Genomic DNA, 19,751 nt, shown 5'->3' with positions numbered 1-19,751 from the left:
AACCCATGAAGAACAGCATTCAGGATCTGAACAACCACCTTTTCGCGCAGATCGAGCGCCTGTCGGATGAAGCCATGACGGCCGAAGACATTGAGAAAGAGGTCAAACGCGCCGGTGCACTCGTATCTGTCGCCGACCAGATCACCGGCAATGCCGAACTCCAGCTGAAGGCGGCCAAGCTCTATGCCGATCATGGTGAGAAGGTCCTCGGCCACCTGCCGCAGATTGGAAAGAGTGCGTCGTGAAGGGCCGCCAGATCACATACAGCAAGGTGGAATTGGCGTTCATCGAGAAGCTATCTCAAATGCCGCGCCGTGACCTGCATGCAGCGTTCTGCGAATGGACGGGACGGACCGACGTGTCCCTTGCCAACCTAAATTCCCTTTGCAAGCGCAACGGCTGGACGACCGGCAGGACCGGCTGCTTTCCAAAGGGGAACGTCCCCGCCAACAAGGGTCAGAAAATGCGCTACAACCCGAATAGCGCGAAGACGCAGTTCGGAAAAGGGAACAAGCCCCATACCTGGCGGGGCGCTGGCCACGAGCGGATCTGTAAGAAGGATGGTTACGTCATCCTCATCGTCGCCGAGCGAAATCCGTGGTCTGGCGCTGCCACTCGCCCCGTCCTGAAGCACCGCTGGCTGTGGGAAAAAGCGAACGGCCCGATCCCGAAGGGTATGCGGCTGAAATGCCTCGACGGCGACAAGACCAATACCGACCCGTCGAACTGGGAGGCTATCCCCACCGCTATGGCTCCGCGTCTGAACGGCAAGTTCGGTCGCGGCTACGACAACGCCCCGGCAGATTTGAAACCTACCATCATGGCCACCGCGAAGCTGGAACACCTGGTGCGCGAGAGGGCGAAGGCGACGAAGGAGAAGACCGATGGCTGACCAGACCGAAATCGAAGCGGCGACCATCAAGGGTCGCCTCGATACCTACTGCCTCATGGCGGTCCACCTGCGCGCCGGTGCTGAGATCATCCAGCGCGAGCGCGACATGATCGTATCCGGCATCACGATGAATTGCGTCCTGTCGACCGATCCGGATGATGCGGAGGCGGTCGGCGCCATCGCCCAGATGGATCGCTGGCTTGCAAAGACGGCCGGGATTTCGGCCGCCGCGGATGTCATCGCCAAGGGTATTGCGGACGATACTGGCGCGGACGTGGGAGCACCGGAACGGCTCGGCTCGTGCGAATCCTGCTCAAAGCCGATCACTGACGTCGATGCATACAACCAGACCGCAGACGGCTGCTTTCTCTGCATCGACCACGCACCGCTCCTGTCAGACGTGATCCGGCAGCACCGCAAAATCTTGGCGACCGAACCGTTCGACAGTGGACCGCTCGAATACGACACCCGAGAGGAAATGAAGGCTGTGGTCATCGGCATGGAAATTAGCTTGGCGGACAACGGCGATCACCTGATCCTTGACCAGCATGCAAGGGTGCCGGGATGACCGATCGCCCCATCGCATTCAGCCCCGCCGTGATGACGGCCCTGCTGCGCGAGATAGCCGCGCCTGGCACGGGCAAGACGCAGACACGCAGGGTTCTGCGAGCTGCGGATCCCAGTGAAGATTTGGCGGAAGGTTACCGCGATGTTTCGCCACCATATGTCGCCTACGGTGGTGCCTGCTGGGAAGATGACCAAACAGGTGCCGTGTATCGCTTTGCGCGGTCTCCGGGAGTGGGGGACCGCCTTTGGGTTCGTGAGGCGTGGACGACTCGAGAGGGCCTCGATAAAACGCCGCCCCGCGACATAAGCCCTGACCAGTCCATCGGATATCTTGTCGACGGCAAAGGCCCGTGGCTGGGCAAATATCGCCCGCCTATGTTCATGCCCCGGTGGGCCAGCAGGATCACCCTGACCGTGACCGACGTGCGGGTACAGCGGGTGCAAGAGATTAGCCCAGAAGATGCCGCGGCAGAGGGCGTTGACCGCCGCAGCCGAAAGGTGCGGCAGTTCTGGCTATTCGGAGCCGATCAGGAGCGTCGTGACCGCCTATACCTTGACGCCTGCAAGTGGGAGTTCGAGGAGCTTTGGGACAGCCTTAACGAGTCGCGCGGCTTCGGCTGGCAGGCTAACCCGTGGGTCGTCGCCGTGACCTTCACGCCCGCCATGGGCAACATCGATCAGGTGGAGTTGGCGTCATGATGAATCCTGACGCCACCCATTTTGGGCAAGTCCGCATTGTGAGGCTGCGGCGCAGTGTCAGCGAGCTGCGGGAGTCTTGCCGCAGCGAAGGTACGCCGCGCATTCAGGCGGCGTGGGACGACGCCGAACAATGGATCGATCCGATATTCACGGCCTCTGCCGCTCCAGACGTAAAGACGGCGGCGCAAGTATTGTTGGCTGCGAGAAACCCTGACGGTTCGACCATTCTACCTGCGCATGTTCTCGAAATGCTCACCGCACTGGCGACAGATCGGTGAACACGCCCGTCAAGCATAGGACGGCACCATCGCCGGAATTGCTTGCCATCGTGCGCAGGCTTGCCCGTGAGCGTGCGCGTGTGGATCATGATGCGATGCAGGAAAAGGATTCGTCGCAATGCCAGCTATCCGACGGGCCGTCATCTACGCCCGGTATTCGACCGACCATCAGTCAGACAGATCGATCGAAGATCAGGTTGCGCTTTGCCGCGACTATGCCAAGCGCGAAGGCCTGACGGTCGGCACGGTCTATGAGGACCGCGCGCGAACCTCGGCCAGCCTGCTGGGACGCGATGGAATCATGAACCTGATGGCCGATGCCCGCGCGGGCCGGTTCGACGCGGTGATTGTCGAAGCCTTCGACCGCCTATCCCGAGACCAGGAAGACCTTTCCGGGATCCACAAGCGCCTGCGATTCGCCGGCATCTCGATCTTCGCCGTCCACGATGGGCAGGCGGACGTGATGAAGATCGGGCTGCAGGGCCTGATGGGGGAGATGTTCCTGCAGCAGCTGCGCGAGAAGACGCACCGCGGGCTGAAGGGGCGCGTCCACAGTGGTCAGAGCGCAGGAGGCAAGTCGTACGGTTATGCCACCGTGCCTGGGCAGCCTGGGCATCTGACAATCAAAGAGGACGAGGCCGCGATCGTGCGGCGCATCTACGACGAGTTCGGCGCCGGCCGGTCACCACGCCATATCGTCGCTGATCTGAACGCCGAAGGCATCACGCCGCCCCGCGGGGCTACCTGGAACGCTTCTACGATCAATGGCCACAAAGAGCGAGGCTACGGCATCCTTCAGAACGAGCTCTACATCGGCAGGCGGGTCTGGAATCGGGTCAAGATGGTCCGGGATCCGGAGACGGGAAAGAGGGTGAACCGGACAAACCCGCGCGATCTGTGGGTGCATGAGCCTGTGCCGGATCTTCGCATCGTCTCGGACCTCCAGTGGGACCAGGTGAGGCACGAGATGGACCGCAGGGCAAATGGTCCGATCGGACGTGCGGCGGCCAGGCCGAAACGTCCCTTCTCCGGCCTCCTGCGGTGCGGCCGCTGTGGCGGAGGCATGTCGATCAAGAAGAGGAAGGGCTCGCAGATATGGCTGATCTGCTCGCGCAGCCGCGAAAGCGGGACCTGCGATAACCGCCTGCAGCCTCGCCTGGACGTCATCGAACGCGCCATCTTCGAGGCCCTGGCACAGGAGCTGGCACACCCCGAATACATCACCGCCTATCTGACGGCCTATCGGGAGGAGCGGGAGCGGCTCTTGCAATCCAACCGGCGTGATAAGGCCGCGCTGGAACGCGCAGCCATTCGGGCCAAGCAAACCTATGACCGATCTGTCGACATGTACCTTAAGGGTGTGCTGGACGGTGACGATGGCATGCAGCTCGTCGCAGAGCACAAAGCCGAGAAGGAGGCCGCAGAGCAACGCCTCGCGACCGAAGCGCCCGACGTGCCGAAGATCGAGCTGCACCCGGCAACAGCCCGCCGCCACATTGAGGCACTGGCCTCTCTGTCGTCGGACATCGCCGCCGGTCGCCAGATGTCGGATTCGGCAGTTGGTACGATCAGATCGCTCATTACCCAGATCGACATAACGCCTTCGGAGACCGGCCAAGACGTAACCGTCTATGGCGCAATCGGCGAAATCATCGGCGCCAGCAGATCTGGGGGGGAATTAGTGGTGGCGTGGGGGAGACTTGAACTCCCGACCTATCGATTATGAGTCGATCGCTCTAACCAACTGAGCTACCGCGCCTTGCCACGGCGCATCCGATAAGCGGGCGTGACCGGAGTGTCAAACGCAAATTTGCCGGATGCGGCGCAGGGCGGTAGGTTTTCCCGGCAGGGCCCCGCGGGACCTGATCGGGCGCAAGGCGTCTGGACGCGATGCGTCCGGGCGGCGACAAGGGTATGAACAGACCCAAGGAGGAGCGACCGCCATGACGACCGGATTCCTGACGACCCATGTCCTTGATACCGCGCGCGGCTGTCCCGCTGCGGGACTGCTGATCGTGCTGTCGCGCACCGACGATGCCGGACGCACGGAACTGGCCCGCATGACGACCAATGCCGACGGCCGGACCGATGCGCCGATCCTGCCGCAGCCCGATTTCGCCGCCGGCACCTACGAACTGGTGTTCCATGCGGGCGATTACCTGCGGGCCACGGGGCAGGACGGCGACGCGCCGCTGTTCCTCGACCTCGTGCCGATCCGGTTCGGGATCAGCGACCCGGCAGCGCATTACCACGTGCCGCTGCTGCTGTCCCCCTACGGCTATTCCACCTACCGCGGAAGTTAACGCCGCCCGCGCCGTGCGGCGGGGCGGCGACGGCAAATCAATGACTTGGCCGGAAAATGTTTCGCGTGCGATACATATTATGTCAAATGGCCCGCCCAAAGGTAAACGTCGTGAACTGGCGGTAGGGCAACTCCTCTGTCACGCGGATCGACGGAAAGTCCGCATGGGTCGGGGCGTCGGGCCAGCCCTGCGCCTCGAACGCCAGCCCCTCGTAGGGGGTGCGGCGCGGGCCGACCGGGTGGCGGCCGTCGAACAGCTGCATCCCGGGCTGGTCCGTCGCCATGGTCAGCGTCGTGCCCGACTGGCCGGTCAGCCACAGCACGTCGCGCATCGGCACGTGGCCGTCCGACAGGCAGAAATTGTTGTCCAGCGCGGGCTGTCCCGGCGCGAAGCTGCGGGCTTCGCGGAAATCCATGTCGGTGCCTGCGACATCGGCGATCTCTCCGGTCGGGCAGAAATCCGGCGTCGTGGGCAGGTAGCGGTCGGCGGCAACCCGCAGGGTGTGGCCTTCCCACGTCGGCGTGCCGTCTAGGTTCCAGTAGGCGTGGTTGGCGAAGTTCATCAGCGTGGGCTGGTCGGTCTTGCCCGTGATTTCCATCGTCAGGGTGCCCGGGGCGATCACCGTGTAGACCACGCGGATATGGCGGTCGCCCGGCAGGCCGCAGTCTCCGTCGGGAAGGTGCAGTGTCAACGTCACCCGGTCGTGCGAGGATTCGGCGATCTTCCAGGGCCGCAGGTGGGTGGCCCGGCTGCCGGAGTGCAGGTGGATGCGATTTTCGAAGTTGCGTTCGAGTTCGTACATCATGCCATCGATCGCGACGCGACCGGTGCTGATGCGGTTCACGATCGGCCCGATGACCGACCCGTGGTAGCGCATGCCGCCTTCGTAGTCGGCGACGTGGTCAGACCCCAGCGTCAGGGAATGGTCGATCCCGGCCAGCCGCAGGTCCTGTATCGCGGCGCCCAGGGTCAGGATCGTGACGGACAGATCGCCCGCGTGCAGCCGGATGCTGTCGATGTCGTGGCCGGTCGCCGTGGTGCCGAAGTGCGAAATCATGGTCGTGCCTCCCAGTGGACGCCGGCCGCGGGAATCGTCGTGCCGTTCCAGTCCACGGGCGTCATGCCATAGTTGAACAGGAAACGCATCGTCGCCGTGTCGCGCACCCGCAATCCGTCCGGCATTTGCAGCGTCGGCAGGCCGGCGGCATCGCACAATCCGCCGATGATCCCGTCGAAGGTCGCGTCGTCCGGCCAGCCGGCGAGGTAGCGCAGATGATCGCCGCCCATGATCGCCGGGCGGCCGTCCTTCGTCGACAGGTGGACGGGGGCGGTGCCCTCCAGATGCTCGAACCAGTGACGGAAGGCACCGCCGCCCTGCAGCCTGATCCTGTCGGAGGGCGGCAGGCTTTCGACCAGCGTGACGGTGACGTCGGTGTCGGGCAGATGCGGGCCCATCGGCATGGGAATCGCCATGTCCCGGGTCTTGAGGTCGCTGCGCGGACCGACGAGGGCGATGCCGTGGTAGGTGGCGAGGGCCGCGCGCAGAGGGTCGGACAGCGTCATCAGGCCGGGCGCGAGGACCAGCTTGTAGGGCGAGAGGTCACCTGTGTCGGGCGGCAGGATGTCGACGCTCAGCCCCGCGCGCCGCAGGGCGCGGTAGGCGGCGAATGCAAGGCGGAACATCTCGAAATCCGCACCCTGCGGCTGCGTGTCCCAGGCCCAAGCGGATTCGTAGTCGAAGATCAGCGCGACATTGCCGGTGGCCTGATCGAGGTCGGGCATCTGCGCGATCTCCTCGGCCACCTGCGCCGCCTCTGCCAGTGCGGGCGCGGGTTGGCTGTCGGGACGCAGAAGGCCTGCGTGCAACTGTTCCTGCGCGAAGGGGGCCTGTCGCCAGCGGAAGTAGCAGACCGCCTCGGCGCCATGGGCGAAGGCCTCCCACGCCCAAAGGCGGGCCATGCCGGGCAGGGGGGCGGGATTGTAGGGCGCCCAGTTCACCGGACCCGGCTGCTGTTCCATGACCCAGAGCCGGCCCTTGCCCACGGCGCGGTAGAGGTCGTGGTGGAACGCCTGATTGTCCGGGTGGCCCTGCCGCAGGAAGGTCTGCTTTTCCTTTTTCGTGCCCTCGATCCGGTCAGACAGAAAGCCGATCGGGTAACTGTCCCACGCGGCGATATCGAGGTCGGCGCCGACCCTGTAATGGTCGAAGGTCAGCGTCCGGCCCATGTAGTTGTGGATGAGCGGCGCGTCTGTGAGGGGGCGCAGGGCGTCCACCTGCACGCGGTTGAAGGCCACGACCTGATCCGAGCTGTAGCGGCGGAAGTCCATGACATGGGCGGGGTTGGGTTCGGTCACGGTCAGGTTGGGCAGGTCGATCTGGTCGAAGGCGTCGTACTGCATCGACCAGAAGACGTTGCCCCAGGCGCGGTTGAGCGCATCGGGGCTTTGGTATTTCTGTGCCAGCCAGTTGCGGAAGCCCAGTCGGGCGGCGTCCGAATAGCTGAGCGTCGTGTCGTGGCAGTCGTATTCGTTGTCGATCTGCCATGCGGCGACATGAGGGTTGCGACCGTAGCGTTCACCCATTGCGCGGGCGATACGGCGGCATTCCTCGCGGTAGCCCGGATGACTGAAATCGTAGTGCCGGCGCGAGCCGAAACGGCGGGGACGCCCCTGCGCGTCGACGGCAAGCATGTCGGGCAGTTTGTCCAGCATCCAGCGCGGCGGCGTGGCGGTGGGGGTGCCCATGACGACCTTCAGCACCGCATTGCCGAGGGTTTCGACCGCGCGGTCGAGCCAGTCCCAGTCATAGGTGCCGGGGGCGGGCTCCATCAGGCTCCACGCGAATTCGCCGATGCGCACCCAGGTCAGGCCGGTGTCGCGCATGCGGGCGGCGTCCGTCGCCCATTGCGCCTCTGGCCAGTGTTCGGGGTAGTAGCAGACGCCGAGCGTGCGGGGCATGGTGGGCCTTTTTGAGTATTTGGAAAAAAGCGAGGACAGGGTCAGAGGATGACGCGGTGTTCGCGCTGGCCGGTGTAGGAGGTGGGAATCCGGTAGGTCAGGCCCTGCGCGGCGTCGGGGTCCGCGATGTCCTGCCGGGCCGTGGTGACGTAGAGCGTCGACAGGTCCGCGCCGCCGAACGCCGGGCAGGACGTGTGCCGCGCGGGGAACGTGAAGGCCTCGATGAAGGTGCCCTCGGGGTCGTAGACGGCGACGCGCCCCGCGCCCCACTGGGCGTTGAAGAGGTTGCCGGCGGAATCGACGACCGCCCCGTCCGGGTGGAAGTCGGTGCCCGACAGGTCGATGTGCGTGACCGGCGGGTGGATCGGCCAGCCGTCGGCGTCGAGCGCGGTGCGCATGATCACCTGCTTGTCCGTATCGGCGAAATAGGCGGTGCGTCCGTCTGGGGCGAAGCAGATCGCGTTGCTGATCGTGACGTTGGCGTAGAGCCGGCGCAATTCACCCCGGTAGAAGCGCCAGATGCTGCCCGCGCCCTTTTCCGCGTTCAGCCCCATGGTCCCGATCCAGAAGCCGCCCAGCGGGTCGGCGCGGCCGTCGTTGGACCGGGTGCCCCTGAGGTCGGATTCGAGGTCAAGGATCTTGACGTGGTCGCCGGAGGCGATGTCGAAGCGGTGCAGGGCGATTTCCGAGGCGACGAGCAGGGTGTCGTAATCGACCCAGCCGGCGGCGGAGACGTGACCCGGGAAGTCCCAGTGCTGGCCCTTGGTGTGCATCCGGTGGCGGGTGATGTCGAACCAGAAGAGCTGGTCGCGTTCCGGATGCCAGAGTGGACCTTCGCCCAATTCACAGGGGGTATCGTCGAAGATCATTTGGCAGCCTCGTCGTAAGCGGTGACGATTGCTTTGGCGCGCGTCGCGACCTGGTCAGGCGACAGGCCCGGCGTGTAGAGCGCGGTGCCGATGCCGAAGCCGTCTGCCCCCGCCTGCAGCCAGTCGGCGAAATTGTCCGGCCCCGCGCCGCCCACGGCATAGACCGGGCAGTCGGCGGGCAGGACGGCGCGCATCGCCTTGACGCCGTCGGGACCGACGAGGGAGGCGGGGAAGATCTTGAGCCCGTCGGCCCCGGCCTTCAGGGCCGCGAAGCATTCAGTGGGGGTCATCACGCCGGGCCAGCTGGCCATGCCCACCGCCTTGGTCGCCATGATGACGCGGGCGTCGCAGTTGGGGGATACGATCAGGGTCCCGCCCGCCTCGCGCACGCGGTTCACATCGTCGGGGGTCAGGACGGTGCCCGCCCCGATTTCCGCGATGTCGCGGTGGGCATCGGCCATGCGACGGATGCTGTCGAAGGGGTGGGGCGAGTTCAGCGGCACCTCGATCCGGGTGATGCCGGCGTCGATGCAGGCGCGGGCGACGGCGACGGCCTCTTCGGGGGCGACACCCCGCAGGATGGCGATGATGGGGCGGGTCATGTCTGGTCCTTCCAGCGGCGGTAGGCGGCGGTCAGCCCGGCGAGGGTCGCGCGGTCGGCGTTGACCTGTGTGGCAGGGGCAGACTGCGCCGCGAGGGCCGCGACGTAAAGTCCCGCAAGGGTGCCTGCGCCGATCACGGCGATCTGCTGGCCCAGCCAGTATGGTTTCGTGGCCGCAAGCTCTGCCCCGATCAGGAGACCCGACAGGCGGGACCGGGCGGTGGCGTCCGGCAGGCCGTCGAGCAGCCCCTCGGCACGCAGCGCGAAGAGGCGGGCGGCGAGTTTCTCGGGACGCGAGATCACGTCCTCTACCCCTTGGGCGAAGCCTGCGTCGTCCCAGCCCGCTGCCGTCGAATGGCGCAGGACGGTGTGGCCGGTGATCGCGGCGAAGAGGTCGCCGGTCATGACGGTCTGGAAGCTGACGACCTCTCCCGCGCTGATGTGGACCCATTTGGTGTGGGTGCCGGGCAGGCAGATGACGCCGTCCCAGCCCGGGTTGAGGGCGAGGAAGCCTGCGATCTGCGTTTCCTCTCCGCGCATCACGTCGGCGGGGCTGGCCTGTTTCAGACCGGGGATGATGTGGGTCCGGTCGCCCGCAGGTGTCAGGTTGTCGGACAAGGGTGGACAGGGGACGGCCGTATAGGCGGCCTCTGCCCAGCCCTGGCGCGATCCGACCATGCCGCAGGCGATGACCGGCACGCGGGGCCAGTCGGCTGTGAGACGGTCCAGCGCGGCGGGGTAGGCGTCGCGGGCGAGCCGCCCCATGCCGTCGTCGGATGTGGCCGCCGCAAGCACGGTGCCGCTGGCGGACATCGCCCAGACGCGCAGGTTGGTGGTGCCCCAGTCGGCGGCGATCCATGTGGCGTCAGAAGCGGTCATCCCGTGAAGGCCAGTCCGCCGTCGATGAAGAGGCACTGGGCCGTCATCATGCGCGACAGGTCGGAGGCGAGGAAGAGCGCGGTGCCGGGCACGTCCTCGGGGTAGAGGTTCTTGTCGATGCACTGGCGCATGCGGAAGTCGGCGAGGTCGTCCTCGGTATGGACCTCCTCGATCTGCTTTTGCGTCAGCACGAGGCCGGGGGAGATCGCGTTGACGCGGATGCCGCGCGGGCCCCAGTCGCGGGCGAGGGAGCGGGTCAGGCCGAGGATGCCGGCGTTGGACGACACGTAGGGGGCCAGCTGCTCGCCCGCGATCTGGTAGCTGGCGGAGGAGAAGTTGATGATCGACCCGCCGTCTTTCATCAGGGCGCCCGCCTTCTGGCAGGCGAAGAAGTAGTGGCGCAGGTTGACGGCGATCTGCTTGTCCCAGTCCTCGACCGTGACATCGGCGGGGTCCATGCGGGTGTCGGCGGCGGCGTTGTTGATCTGGACCTTCAGCGGGCCCTGTTCGGCCACGGCCTTGTCCATCGCCGCGTGCAGCGCCTTCGTGTCGGTCACGTCGCACTGGATGAAAAGGGGCTTTGCGCCGGTCTTGTCCTTCATCTCGTCCGCGAAGTCGGAATAGTCGGAGCGGCCGACGAAGCTGACCTTGGCCTTCTGGCGCAGGAAGGCCTCGGTCAGGGCGGCGCCGATGCCGGAGCCGCCGCCTGTGATGAAGACGTGGGCGTTGGCGAGGTCTGGAAAGTGGGCGGTCATGCGCGGTGTCCTTCGATGATCCACATTGAATCGGGAAGGGCGTAGGGTAGGGCGATGCCGTGGGACATCAAACTTTGCCCCGTGAGCGTCAGGGGTCCGGACTTCAGCGCCGGGGTGCCGCGGGAGAGGGTGGAAATGTCATCTCGGTTGGCGAGGTCGATGGTGTAGGTGGCCATCGAATCGAGACCGGTCAGGCGCAAGGGACGCGGTGCGATCTGGGCGCTGGTGCCGGCGTGGCCTGCGAAGACGACAAAGCCTGCGCCGTCGGATGAGAGGTGCTGTTCGGCGATGACGGCGGGGTCGGCGCTGTCCAGCCGCAGGATGTCCGCGGTGCGCAGCCAGCCGCGGTTCTGCTTGTACCATGCGGTGACGCGGGTCAGGGTCGCTGCCTCTTGTTCCGTCAGTTCGCGGGGGTCCATTTCGAACCCCATGTGGCGCTGGGCCGCGACCCAGGCGCGAAAGCTGATGGAATGGATGCGGCCCGTGGTGTGGCAGGTGCGCGGGCCGACGTGGGATCCGGTGACGCAGCCGGGCAGCAGGAGCGCCGCGTCGTGCTGGATGCGCAGACGGGACAGGGCGTCGTTGCTGTCGGACAGCCAGACGCGCTGGGTCTGGGCGAGGATGCCGAAGTCGATGCGGCCGCCACCCGAGGCGCAGGATTCGACCTCTACCCCCGGATGGGCGGCGCGGAGGCGGGCGAGCAGGTCGAGGGTGCCGTGCGTCTGGCCAGCGTCGCCCCACGGCAGGACACGATTGTGGTCCCACTTGATGTATTCGATCTGATGGCTGTCCAGAAGCGTGCTGATTTGCGCGAATAGGTTGTCGCGCACGTCCGGGTTCGCCATGTCGAGTACGTACTGGCCCCGCCCCAGCGGCTGGTCCATCGGGCCGAGGATCCAGTCGGGGTGGGCGCGGGCAAGATCGCTGTCGGCATTGACCATCTCGGGTTCGAACCACAGGCCGAAGGTCAGGCCGAGGCCGTGGACGTGGTCGATCAGCGGTGTCAGGCCATCGGGCCATTTGGTGGCGTCGATGGTCCAGTCGCCAAGGGACGTGGTGTCGTCGTTGCGGCCCTTGAACCAGCCATCGTCCAGCACGAAGCGTTCGGCCCCGAGTGCTGCCGCGCGGTCGGCGATGGCGGTCAGGGCGCCCAGCGAATGGTCGAAGTAGATCGCCTCCCAACAGTTGTAATGCACGGGGCGCGGGGTGTCGGGTTTCGGCCAGGTCACGATGCGGTCGCGCAGGTGGCGCTGGAAGGCCACGGCGCAGCCGTTCAGGCCGGTGTCGGAATAGGCGAGATAGAGCGGCGCGGTCTCGAAATGCGTGGCCGGGCGGGGGTCGCTGCCGGAGGCGTGGCCGAACTGGATCTGGCGGCGGCCGTCGGGCAGTTCCTCTGCCAGCATCCGGTGGCCGCCGGGCCAGCCGTAGTGCAGGGCGTGCGCTTCGCCGCGCGTGTTGGTGCAGCCGCGACCGGGCAGATACAGCAGGGGGACATGTTCGTGGCCCGTCCGGCCGGTGCGGTTGTCGCGGGCGCGGATGCCGGGGGCCCAAGGCGTGCGGACGGGCTGGAACTCGTCGCACCATCGTCCGGCAAATTCCAGCATCTCGTCGGCGAGTTGCGGGCCGGGCAGGACGGGGGCGGCGAGCCAGTCGCAGAGGACGGGCGTGGCGCTGTCGAGTGTCGTCGTGGCGGCGATGACGCCGGTGTCCGCGTCGGCGGCGAAGCGGAAGGTAAGGGTCAGGCCCACATCCTCTGCCGTGCAGGTGAGGGACAGCGCGTCGCTGCGTTTCGTCCCGCTGATGACGAAGACGGGGTGCAGGGGGGTGCCATCGGGGGCCCGCACCGTCAGACCGGGCTGGCCGGGAAAGGCGGTCGCGGTCTGCGGGCAGAGGGTCAGTGCCGGATGCGCGTCAAGCATTCCGCCGGTCAGGTCGCGTTGAGCCGCGGCGGCAATGGCGGCCAGATCGGCGCCATCGGGCAGGCGAGGGCCCCAGTAGGTGCAGACCGGCAGCCCGTCGGAAGGGGCGGCCAGCACGATGGTCTGGCGCGCGGCGTCGATACGATAGTGGGTCATTCTATTTGACGGCTCCCAGCGTCAGGCCGGCGATGAAGTGCTTTTGCATGAGGAAGAACATGGCGACGGGGGGCAGGGCGGCCACGATGGACCCGGCGGACACCAGGTGCCATGCAGCGACCCACTGGCCGTTCAGCGACGACAGGCCGGCGGTGACGGGGCGGGTGTCGGCGCTGGTGGTCAGGACCGTCGCCCAGAAGAAGTCGTTCCAGATGAAGGTAAAGACCAGCACGCTCAGGGCGGCGATGGCGGGCTTCATCAGGGGCAGGACGATATGCCAGAAGATCTGCCATTCGGCGACACCCTCGACCCGGGCCGCCTCGATCAGCTCTCGTGGCAATGCTGCGATGAAGTTGCGCATGAAGAGCGTGCAGAACCCGGTCTGGAAGGCGATGTGGAACAGGATCAGCGCCTGCGGCGTGTCGTAGATGCCCATGCGCAGGGTCAGGTCGCGGACCGGCACCATCAGGATCTGGAACGGCACGAAGTTGCCCGCCACGAACAGGAAGAAGATCAGCAGGTTGCCCTTGAACCGGTAGGTGCCGAGGGCGAAGCCCGTCAGGCAGGACAGGGCGACGGCGCCGATGACCGTGGGGATCGTCACGACGAAGGAGTTGCGGATGTAGCGCCAGAGGTCGAAATCGAAGAGGACGGACCAGTAGTTCTCGAACGCCGGGTGGGTCGGCAGGCCGAAGTAGTTGCCCGACGCGAGGTCGGAGGCGGGCTTGATCGAGGTCATGGCGATGCCCAGAAGCGGCAGCAGCCAGAGGATCAGGGCTATGGGCAAAAGCGCGGCATAGGACCACTGGGCGGCCTGCGACCGTTGGGCGATGGGGCGGGGGAACATCCTAGCGGCCCCTTTCGTCGCGGACCATCTTCCAGACGAAGCCGGTGATGAAGACCATCATGATGAGGAACAGGACGACGGCGATGGCGGCGCCGTAGCCCATGCGGTAGCCGTATTCGGAGAGCGCCTTTTCGTACATGTAATATGACAGGACGCGGGTCTGACCGAAGGGGCCGCCCCCCGTCATGATCGACACGAGGTCGAAGCTGCGCAGCGCGCCGATCACGGTGACGACGACGGCGATGAAGGTCGCGGGCCGCAGTTGCGGCAGGACGACATACCACAGCATCTTGAGCCCCCTGGCGCCATCGAGGCGCGCGGCCTCGATCTGGTCGGGAGCGACGTTGTTCAGGCCGGTCAGGTAGAGGATCATGCAATAGGCGATCTGCGGCCAGAGGCCGGCGGCGATGATGCCGTAGGTCGCGTATTCCGGGTTCGCCAGCACGGCGGTGCCGGTGCCGGTTAGCCATTCGGTCAGCTTGAAGAACAGGCCGAAATTGGGCGCGTAGAACCACGTGAACATCAGGCCGACGACGACTTGAGAGATCACGAAGGGAAAGAAGAACAGCGACTTGTAGATGCGGATGCCGGTGACGGTCTGGTTGAGGAAGATCGCAATCCCCAGTCCCGCCGGCACGGCGAGCATGTAGAGCACCAGCCAGATGATGTTGTTCTTGAGCGAGATGATGAAGTTCCGGTCGCCCCAAAGCTCTGCATAGTTGCCCCAGCCGACCCAGGTCTTGGGCGACAGGCCGTCCCAGTCGTAGAAGCTGAACTGGAACGAGGCCGCGATGGGATAGATCACGTAGACCGCGAACATGAAGGCGCCGGGGGCGAGAAACAGCCACGGCGTCAGCCGCTGCTGGTTCGCGCGCCACCACGACCTTTTCGGTCCGTGGGCATCCGGTAGTGCGGTCATGGTCGGTCCCCCCCCTGCCTGTGCGGCGGCCCCCGGGTTCCGGGGGCCGCCCGATGGCTTACTTGTAGATCCGCTGACGGTCGCTCTCGAGACGGTTCAGGATGTCGTCGAGGTTGTCCGGATAGGCCATGAACTCCTGAAAGCCCTCCATCCCGCTGGCCGCCATTTCCGCCGGGGCGTCACGGTCGAAGAACTGCGCGAGGCCGGAGGCCTCCGACAGCATGGTGAACCCCTGACTCAGGAACGGATCGTCCTGGTTCACGGTGGATTCGTTGTTCACCGGTAGTTGTCCCAGCGCCTCGTTCAGCTTGGTCTGGGTGTCGGCGCGGGCGAGGAAGGCGAGGAATTTTTTCGCGTCCTCGGGGTTCTTGGCGCCGGCGGGGATGTGGACGGTGTCGGTCGGCGCATCCTCGGCCCGGGCGACGTCGGGGTTGATCGTCGGGAAGGGGAAGAAGCCCAGCGTCTCGTCCGTGAGGCCACCGTCCTTGAAGGTCGCCACGGCGAAGTTGCCCATGACGTAGTTCGCGGCCTTGCCCTGGCTCAGCAGGGCGGCGGCGTCCTGCCAGTCGATCGCGGCGGCATTGGCGGTGATATAGCCCGGCTCCACCAGCTTGTTCCACGCGGCAAAGGTGTTGCGCACACGCTCGTCCGTCCAGGGAATCTCGCCGTTGGTCAGCTGCATGTGGAAGTCGTAGCCGTTGGTGCGCAGGTCGAAGTAGTCGAACAGACCGGCGGCCGGCCACATCTGGCTGGTGCCGGTGGTCAGGCAGTCGATGCCCGCGTCCTTGAACAATTTGCAGTTCTCGACGAACTGGTCGTAGGTCTCCGGCACCTTGGCGCCGACCTGATCGTAGACGGATTTGTTATAGTAGACGCCCCACTGATAGTAGGTATAGGGCACGCCCCACTGCTTGCCGTCGATCGTCATCGCGGATTCGGCCGAGGCCAGCTTTTCGTTCAGGCCGTTGTCGGACCAGACGTCCGACACGTCCATGAACTGACCCGCATCGACGAAGGGTTTCATCCGGTTGCCGGCGTACCAGTTGGCGAGGTCCGGGCTGTCGGCGGTCAGGAAGTTGCGGATCGCGGTCTTGTAGCCCTCATGGTCGAACAGGTTCACCTGCACGTCGATGTCCGGGTTCTCGGCCTCGAAATCGGCGATCAGTTGCTCGAACGCGGCCTTCGGCGCGGGGTCCGACGTGTCCGTGTTGAAGACGAGCACCCGCTGCTGGGCGATGGCGGACGTCGCGCCCAGAAGGGCGGCGGACAGGGCCAGTCCGGTGATGATCGGGTTGCGCAACATTGGTTTCCTCCCTGAATTGCGACCAAATTAGGTTTCATTATGTGAAACTAAGTTTTGGATATTGATACCTAAGCGCGAATCCCCTAGGCTTGTCAACAGCCCCGATCCGCCGCGTTGCGGCATCGCAGGGCAGGGAGGATCGCGATGGCAGGCAACGACGGCACGGTCGGCAAGGCGCTGGAGGTTCTGGACCAGGTGGCGGGTTTCGGCCGCCCGGTGCGGTTTTCCGAAGTGCTGACGGACAGCGCGTTTCCCAAGCCGACGCTCTACCGTCTGCTGCAGACGCTGGTCAGCCAGAACATGCTGTCCTACGACCATGACCGCCAGACCTATGCCCCCGGTGCGCGGCTGGTGCGGCTGGCCCATGCGGCCTGGGCGCAAAGCTCTCTTGCACAGGTCGCCAGCCCGCATCTGGTGGCGCTGTCGGCCGTGACGCACGAGACCGTGCATCTGGCGCAGCTCGACCACGGGCAGGTGCTTTACCTCGACAAGCGGAACGCGGCCCACCCGGTCGAGATGTTCAGCCAGGCGGGCAAGGTCGGCCCCGCCTATTGCACGGGCGTCGGCAAGGCGATGCTGGCCTGCCTCGATGCGGCGCAGGCGGATGCGATCATCGCGCAGCAGAGCTTTCACCGGTTCCAGCCCGGCACGCTGACGACGCCCACCGCGCTGCGCCGCGAACTGCAGGCGATCCGTGCGCGCGGCTATGCCTTCGATCGGGAAGAGCACGAGCCGGGCATCATCTGCATCGCCGCTCCGGTGCTGACCGGGTCGGGACGGGTCCTCGGTGCGGTGTCGGTCACCAGCACGACCGCCCGTACCGATCTGGCGGGGCTGGAGGCGCTGGCGCCGCAGGTGCGCGAGACGGCGCAGGCGATCGCCCGGGACGCGGCGAAATGGAGCTTTCCCGACACCGGGACACGATCACTGAAACTCGCGGGGGAATAGGCCATGTCAGGCGTCACGTTGCAGAATGCGGTCAAGAGATACGGCGACGTGGAGGTGATCCACGGCATCGATCTTGACGTGAAGGACGGCGAGTTCTGCGTCTTCGTCGGCCCCTCCGGCTGCGGCAAGTCGACCCTGCTGCGGATGATCGCCGGGCTGGAGGAGACGACGGCGGGCCGGATCGCCATCGGGCCGCGGGACGTGACCCGGCTCGACCCGGCGGAGCGGGGGGTGGCGATGGTGTTCCAGACCTACGCGCTCTATCCGCATATGACGGTGCGCGACAACATGGGCTTCGGGCTGAAGATGAACGGCCACCCCAGGGCCGAGATCGCGCGCAAGGTCGCCGAGGCGAGCCGCATCCTGAAGCTCGACGACTACCTCGACCGCAAGCCCGCCGCCCTGTCGGGCGGCCAGCGCCAGCGGGTATCGATCGGCCGCGCCATCGTGCGCGGGCCGGACGTCTTCCTCTTCGACGAGCCGCTGTCGAACCTCGACGCGGAACTGCGGGTCGAGATGCGGGTCGAGATCGCGCGCCTGCACAAGGAGATCGGCGCGACGATGGTCTACGTCACCCACGACCAGGTCGAGGCGATGACGCTGGCCGACAAGATCGTGGTGCTGCGCAAGGGGGTGATCGAACAGGTCGGCGCGCCGATGGACCTTTACCGCGATCCGGACAACAAGTTCGTCGCGGGCTTCATCGGCAGCCCCGCGATGAACTTCATGGCGGGCGACGTGAAGGACGGCACCGTGATCGTGCCGGGGATGAAGGCCCGCTTCGATCTGGGTGCGCGGTACGATGGCCCGGTGACGGTCGGCCTGCGCGCCGAGCATCTGACCGTGGACCCCGCGGGCGACACCCATACCGTTGACCTGACCGAAAGCCTCGGCGGCGTGTCCTACGTCTATCTGCTGGGCGACACCGGCGAACGATTGGTGCTGGAGGAGCGCGGCGACCACCGATCCCGCATCGGCGCGCGGGTGGGCGTGGCGATCGACGCGTCCCGCGTCTACCTCTTCGACCCGGAAACCGAGGCGCGGATCAGGACCTGAGGCCCCCCCTCTCTGTCTTGGAAATATCCCGGGGTTCGGGGCAGAGCCCCGAGCCGATTTTTCTAGAAAAATCGGAGAAGCGCCCGTTGCTAGCGTTTCCCGTAATACAGGCCGACGACGTGTTCCGCCTGCGCGAAGAACAGCCAGCGCAGGCACAGCACGCCGGCGACGTGGGCGAGAACGGCGACGAGCGCGGTGATGTGGCTGAGACCCGCCGCGATCAGCGGCAGGGGCAGGCCGAAGGCAAGGATCAGGCCGATGACCCGCAGCTGCAGGACATGCCGCCGTCCCACCACGTAGACGAATTCTTGCAGAAGGTAGTTGGATCCGGTGTGCGGCGGCAGGAACGCGCGCACGCGGCCGATCCCGCCGAGCCCCGTGGCGGTGGCCAGCGTCGTGTGCGACGCGGCGAATCGCCGGTCGCCGCCGGTCCAGGCGACCAGCTGCAGCACGGCGCACAGCGCCAGCAGGACAAGCGCCGGGTGGCGCTGGTTCGCCAGCAGCGCACCGCCGGCCAGCGACAGGGCGAGGAACAGGGCGGGGGTGGTCCAGTGGCGCCAGCGGGGGACCGTCTTCATCTGCGTGTAGATCATCGCGGTGGTGAAGACGGTGCCGAGACAGCCCAGCGACACCAGCCAGCCGAGCGGCGCGGCGGGGATCCCGAGGACGCGCGTCAGCGCGAAGATTCCGCCGATGAGAAGGGTCGCGATGGCCGCGAGGCCCTCGCGCGACAGCCAGCTGGTGCGCCACTGGGTCAGGGCGAGATGCGCACGTTCCGGATGTCCGAGGTGGAAGAGAGAGGCGGTGAGCCCGCCGACCGACAGCAGGAAGGCCAGGCCGAAGAAGGCGGTTGCGACCCAGCCCGTGGGGTCCGGCAGGCCGATGCCAAGCCAGAACAGGAGGCCGAAGCCGAGACCCGAGAGCGTGGTGAAGGTGATGACGGACGGCGCCGGATGCATCAGCCGTGACCGCCGGGCAGTTTCGACAGGGTCCGGTCGAGCCAGGCCACCAGCCCCTTGCCGTCCGCGGCCACCGGGGCAAGCAGGGGGGCGAGGATGTCGATGTCGCCGGCGGTGTCGCGGTCGCGGGGGCGCGGCGGCAGGTATTTGTTCACGGGTTTCGTGCCCTGTTCCGGCATCAGGTCGAAGCCGCCCCGATCCGTAACCAACTGGCTGATGGCGGAGTCGGGATCGCCGAGGTCGCCGAAGTGGCGCGCGCCGGCGGGGCAGGTCCGCACGCAGGCGGGGGTGCGGTCGACCTCTGGCAGCGCGTCGTTGTAGATGCGGTCGACGCAGAGGGTGCATTTCTTCATCACGCCGGCGGAGGGGTCCATTTCCCGCGCGCCGTAGGGGCAGGCCCAGGCGCAGAGGCCGCAGCCAATGCAGGCGTCCTCGTTCACCAGCACGATCCCGTCGGAGCCGCGCTTGTAGCTGGCGCCGGTCGGGCAGACGGTGACGCAGGGGGCATCCTCGCAGTGCAGGCAGGACTTTGGGAAGTGGACCTGTTGGGTCGGGCCCGCGGGCGGCGTCACCTCGTAGCTGTGGACGCGGTTGAGAAAGGTGCCGGACGGGTCGGCGCCGTAAGGGTTCTGGTCCGAGAGCGGCGTGCCGAGGTCGCTTTGCGTGTTCCAGCCCTTGCAGGCCACGACGCAGGCGTGACAGCCGACGCAGGTGTCGAGGTCGATCACGAGGCCGAGTTTGACGGCCGAGGGTGGCGGCAGTCGGGTCATGATGGCGGGCCTTGGCGCGTTTCCGATTTTTCTAGAAAAATCGGGGGGGGCCAGCCCCCCGTCCTGCGGACTC

At 66.2% G+C, this 19,751-nt stretch carries 21 protein-coding genes and 1 tRNA gene; 9 read left to right on the top strand and 13 right to left on the bottom strand.

Features of this window, described 5'->3' with window-relative positions; translation table 11 throughout:
* Nucleotides 1–5 precede the first annotated feature (5 nt).
* The 6 genes from BUA54_RS05270 (at nucleotide 6) to BUA54_RS21865 (ending at nucleotide 4,162) form a co-directional block, all read left to right on the top strand.
* Nucleotides 6–245 carry a hypothetical protein gene (locus BUA54_RS05270; RefSeq protein ID WP_072856195.1) on the top strand — a complete coding sequence of 80 codons (240 nt, stop codon included), beginning with the start codon at nucleotides 6–8 and terminating at the stop codon, nucleotides 243–245.
* Complete coding sequence (locus BUA54_RS05265; protein ID WP_072856194.1) at nucleotides 242–892, top strand: HNH endonuclease signature motif containing protein; 651 nt, start codon at nucleotides 242–244, stop codon at nucleotides 890–892. The genes BUA54_RS05270 and BUA54_RS05265 overlap by 4 nt, the downstream gene beginning before the upstream one ends.
* On the top strand, nucleotides 885–1,460 hold the full coding sequence (locus tag BUA54_RS05260; protein ID WP_072856193.1) for a hypothetical protein: 576 nt from the start codon (nucleotides 885–887) through the stop codon (nucleotides 1,458–1,460). The genes BUA54_RS05265 and BUA54_RS05260 overlap by 8 nt, the downstream gene beginning before the upstream one ends.
* Nucleotides 1,457–2,158, top strand: coding sequence for a hypothetical protein (locus BUA54_RS05255; protein ID WP_072856192.1), 702 nt, complete (start codon nucleotides 1,457–1,459; stop codon nucleotides 2,156–2,158). Before BUA54_RS05260 ends, BUA54_RS05255 begins: the two co-directional genes overlap by 4 nt.
* Entirely contained in the window at nucleotides 2,155–2,436 is a 282-nt protein-coding gene (locus BUA54_RS20790; protein WP_143155355.1) for a hypothetical protein, read from the top strand. Before BUA54_RS05255 ends, BUA54_RS20790 begins: the two co-directional genes overlap by 4 nt.
* Nucleotides 2,437–2,554: 118 nt before the next feature.
* Nucleotides 2,555–4,162, top strand: a complete 1,608-nt coding sequence (locus tag BUA54_RS21865) for a recombinase family protein (protein WP_072856648.1) — start codon at nucleotides 2,555–2,557, stop codon at nucleotides 4,160–4,162.
* On the opposite strand, the gene BUA54_RS05245 is transcribed toward BUA54_RS21865, so the two are convergent.
* Nucleotides 4,119–4,195, bottom strand: a tRNA-Met gene (locus BUA54_RS05245). The genes BUA54_RS21865 and BUA54_RS05245 overlap by 44 nt on opposite strands.
* Before the next feature lie 184 nt (nucleotides 4,196–4,379).
* Here BUA54_RS05245 and uraH point away from each other — a divergent pair.
* The gene (gene uraH / locus BUA54_RS05240; RefSeq protein ID WP_072856191.1) at nucleotides 4,380–4,739 is read left to right on the top strand and encodes a hydroxyisourate hydrolase; all 360 of its coding nucleotides are present in this window, start codon (nucleotides 4,380–4,382) and stop codon (nucleotides 4,737–4,739) included.
* A gap of 82 nt (nucleotides 4,740–4,821) precedes the next feature.
* Here uraH and BUA54_RS05235 read toward each other — a convergent pair whose 3' ends face one another.
* From BUA54_RS05235 to BUA54_RS05190, 10 genes are read right to left on the bottom strand one after another with little or no spacing between them, the layout of a single operon-like run.
* Nucleotides 4,822–5,796: an aldose epimerase family protein gene (locus tag BUA54_RS05235; protein WP_072856190.1), complete on the bottom strand. Its 975-nt coding sequence runs from the start codon at nucleotides 5,794–5,796 to the stop codon at nucleotides 4,822–4,824.
* Nucleotides 5,793–7,697 carry a beta-galactosidase gene (locus tag BUA54_RS05230; RefSeq protein WP_072856189.1) on the bottom strand — a complete coding sequence of 635 codons (1,905 nt, stop codon included), beginning with the start codon at nucleotides 7,695–7,697 and terminating at the stop codon, nucleotides 5,793–5,795. The genes BUA54_RS05235 and BUA54_RS05230 overlap by 4 nt, the downstream gene beginning before the upstream one ends.
* A gap of 41 nt (nucleotides 7,698–7,738) precedes the next feature.
* Nucleotides 7,739–8,566: an SMP-30/gluconolactonase/LRE family protein gene (locus BUA54_RS05225; RefSeq protein ID WP_072856188.1), complete on the bottom strand. Its 828-nt coding sequence runs from the start codon at nucleotides 8,564–8,566 to the stop codon at nucleotides 7,739–7,741.
* On the bottom strand, nucleotides 8,563–9,168 hold the full coding sequence (locus BUA54_RS05220) for a 2-dehydro-3-deoxy-6-phosphogalactonate aldolase (protein WP_072856187.1): 606 nt from the start codon (nucleotides 9,166–9,168) through the stop codon (nucleotides 8,563–8,565). The genes BUA54_RS05225 and BUA54_RS05220 overlap by 4 nt, the downstream gene beginning before the upstream one ends.
* Nucleotides 9,165–10,046, bottom strand: coding sequence for a 2-dehydro-3-deoxygalactonokinase (locus tag BUA54_RS05215; protein WP_072856186.1), 882 nt, complete (start codon nucleotides 10,044–10,046; stop codon nucleotides 9,165–9,167). Before BUA54_RS05215 ends, BUA54_RS05220 begins: the two co-directional genes overlap by 4 nt.
* Nucleotides 10,043–10,801, bottom strand: coding sequence for an SDR family NAD(P)-dependent oxidoreductase (locus BUA54_RS05210; RefSeq protein WP_072856185.1), 759 nt, complete (start codon nucleotides 10,799–10,801; stop codon nucleotides 10,043–10,045). Before BUA54_RS05210 ends, BUA54_RS05215 begins: the two co-directional genes overlap by 4 nt.
* Nucleotides 10,798–12,876 (bottom strand): alpha-galactosidase, encoded by a 2,079-nt coding sequence (locus BUA54_RS05205; RefSeq protein WP_072856184.1) that lies wholly within the window; start codon nucleotides 12,874–12,876, stop codon nucleotides 10,798–10,800. Before BUA54_RS05205 ends, BUA54_RS05210 begins: the two co-directional genes overlap by 4 nt.
* A 1-nt stretch (nucleotide 12,877) precedes the next feature.
* On the bottom strand, nucleotides 12,878–13,723 hold the full coding sequence (locus BUA54_RS05200; protein WP_072856183.1) for a carbohydrate ABC transporter permease: 846 nt from the start codon (nucleotides 13,721–13,723) through the stop codon (nucleotides 12,878–12,880).
* Between the two features lies 1 nt (nucleotide 13,724).
* Nucleotides 13,725–14,642, bottom strand: coding sequence for a carbohydrate ABC transporter permease (locus BUA54_RS05195; protein ID WP_072856182.1), 918 nt, complete (start codon nucleotides 14,640–14,642; stop codon nucleotides 13,725–13,727).
* A gap of 58 nt (nucleotides 14,643–14,700) precedes the next feature.
* A complete protein-coding gene (locus tag BUA54_RS05190) occupies nucleotides 14,701–15,945 on the bottom strand; it encodes an ABC transporter substrate-binding protein (protein WP_072856181.1) in 1,245 nt (414 codons plus the stop codon).
* Between the two features lie 144 nt (nucleotides 15,946–16,089).
* Between BUA54_RS05190 and BUA54_RS05185 the strand changes: the two genes are divergently transcribed.
* Both BUA54_RS05185 and BUA54_RS05180 read left to right on the top strand, forming a co-directional pair.
* A complete protein-coding gene (locus BUA54_RS05185) occupies nucleotides 16,090–16,893 on the top strand; it encodes an IclR family transcriptional regulator (protein ID WP_072856180.1) in 804 nt (267 codons plus the stop codon).
* Between the two features lie 3 nt (nucleotides 16,894–16,896).
* Nucleotides 16,897–17,949, top strand: coding sequence for an ABC transporter ATP-binding protein (locus BUA54_RS05180; protein WP_072856179.1), 1,053 nt, complete (start codon nucleotides 16,897–16,899; stop codon nucleotides 17,947–17,949).
* Nucleotides 17,950–18,038: 89 nt separating this feature from the next.
* On the opposite strand, the gene BUA54_RS05175 is transcribed toward BUA54_RS05180, so the two are convergent.
* Nucleotides 18,039–18,908, bottom strand: coding sequence for a dimethyl sulfoxide reductase anchor subunit family protein (locus tag BUA54_RS05175; RefSeq protein WP_072856178.1), 870 nt, complete (start codon nucleotides 18,906–18,908; stop codon nucleotides 18,039–18,041).
* Nucleotides 18,908–19,678, bottom strand: a complete 771-nt coding sequence (locus BUA54_RS05170) for a 4Fe-4S dicluster domain-containing protein (protein ID WP_072856177.1) — start codon at nucleotides 19,676–19,678, stop codon at nucleotides 18,908–18,910. Before BUA54_RS05170 ends, BUA54_RS05175 begins: the two co-directional genes overlap by 1 nt.
* Nucleotides 19,679–19,751: the final 73 nt, after the last annotated feature.

It is taken from the genome of Loktanella atrilutea (assembly GCF_900128995.1).
Classification (GTDB): Bacteria; Pseudomonadota; Alphaproteobacteria; order Rhodobacterales; family Rhodobacteraceae; genus Loktanella; species Loktanella atrilutea.
Note: the sequence above shows the minus strand (reverse complement) of the source record. Positions and strands in the feature narration are given on the sequence as shown.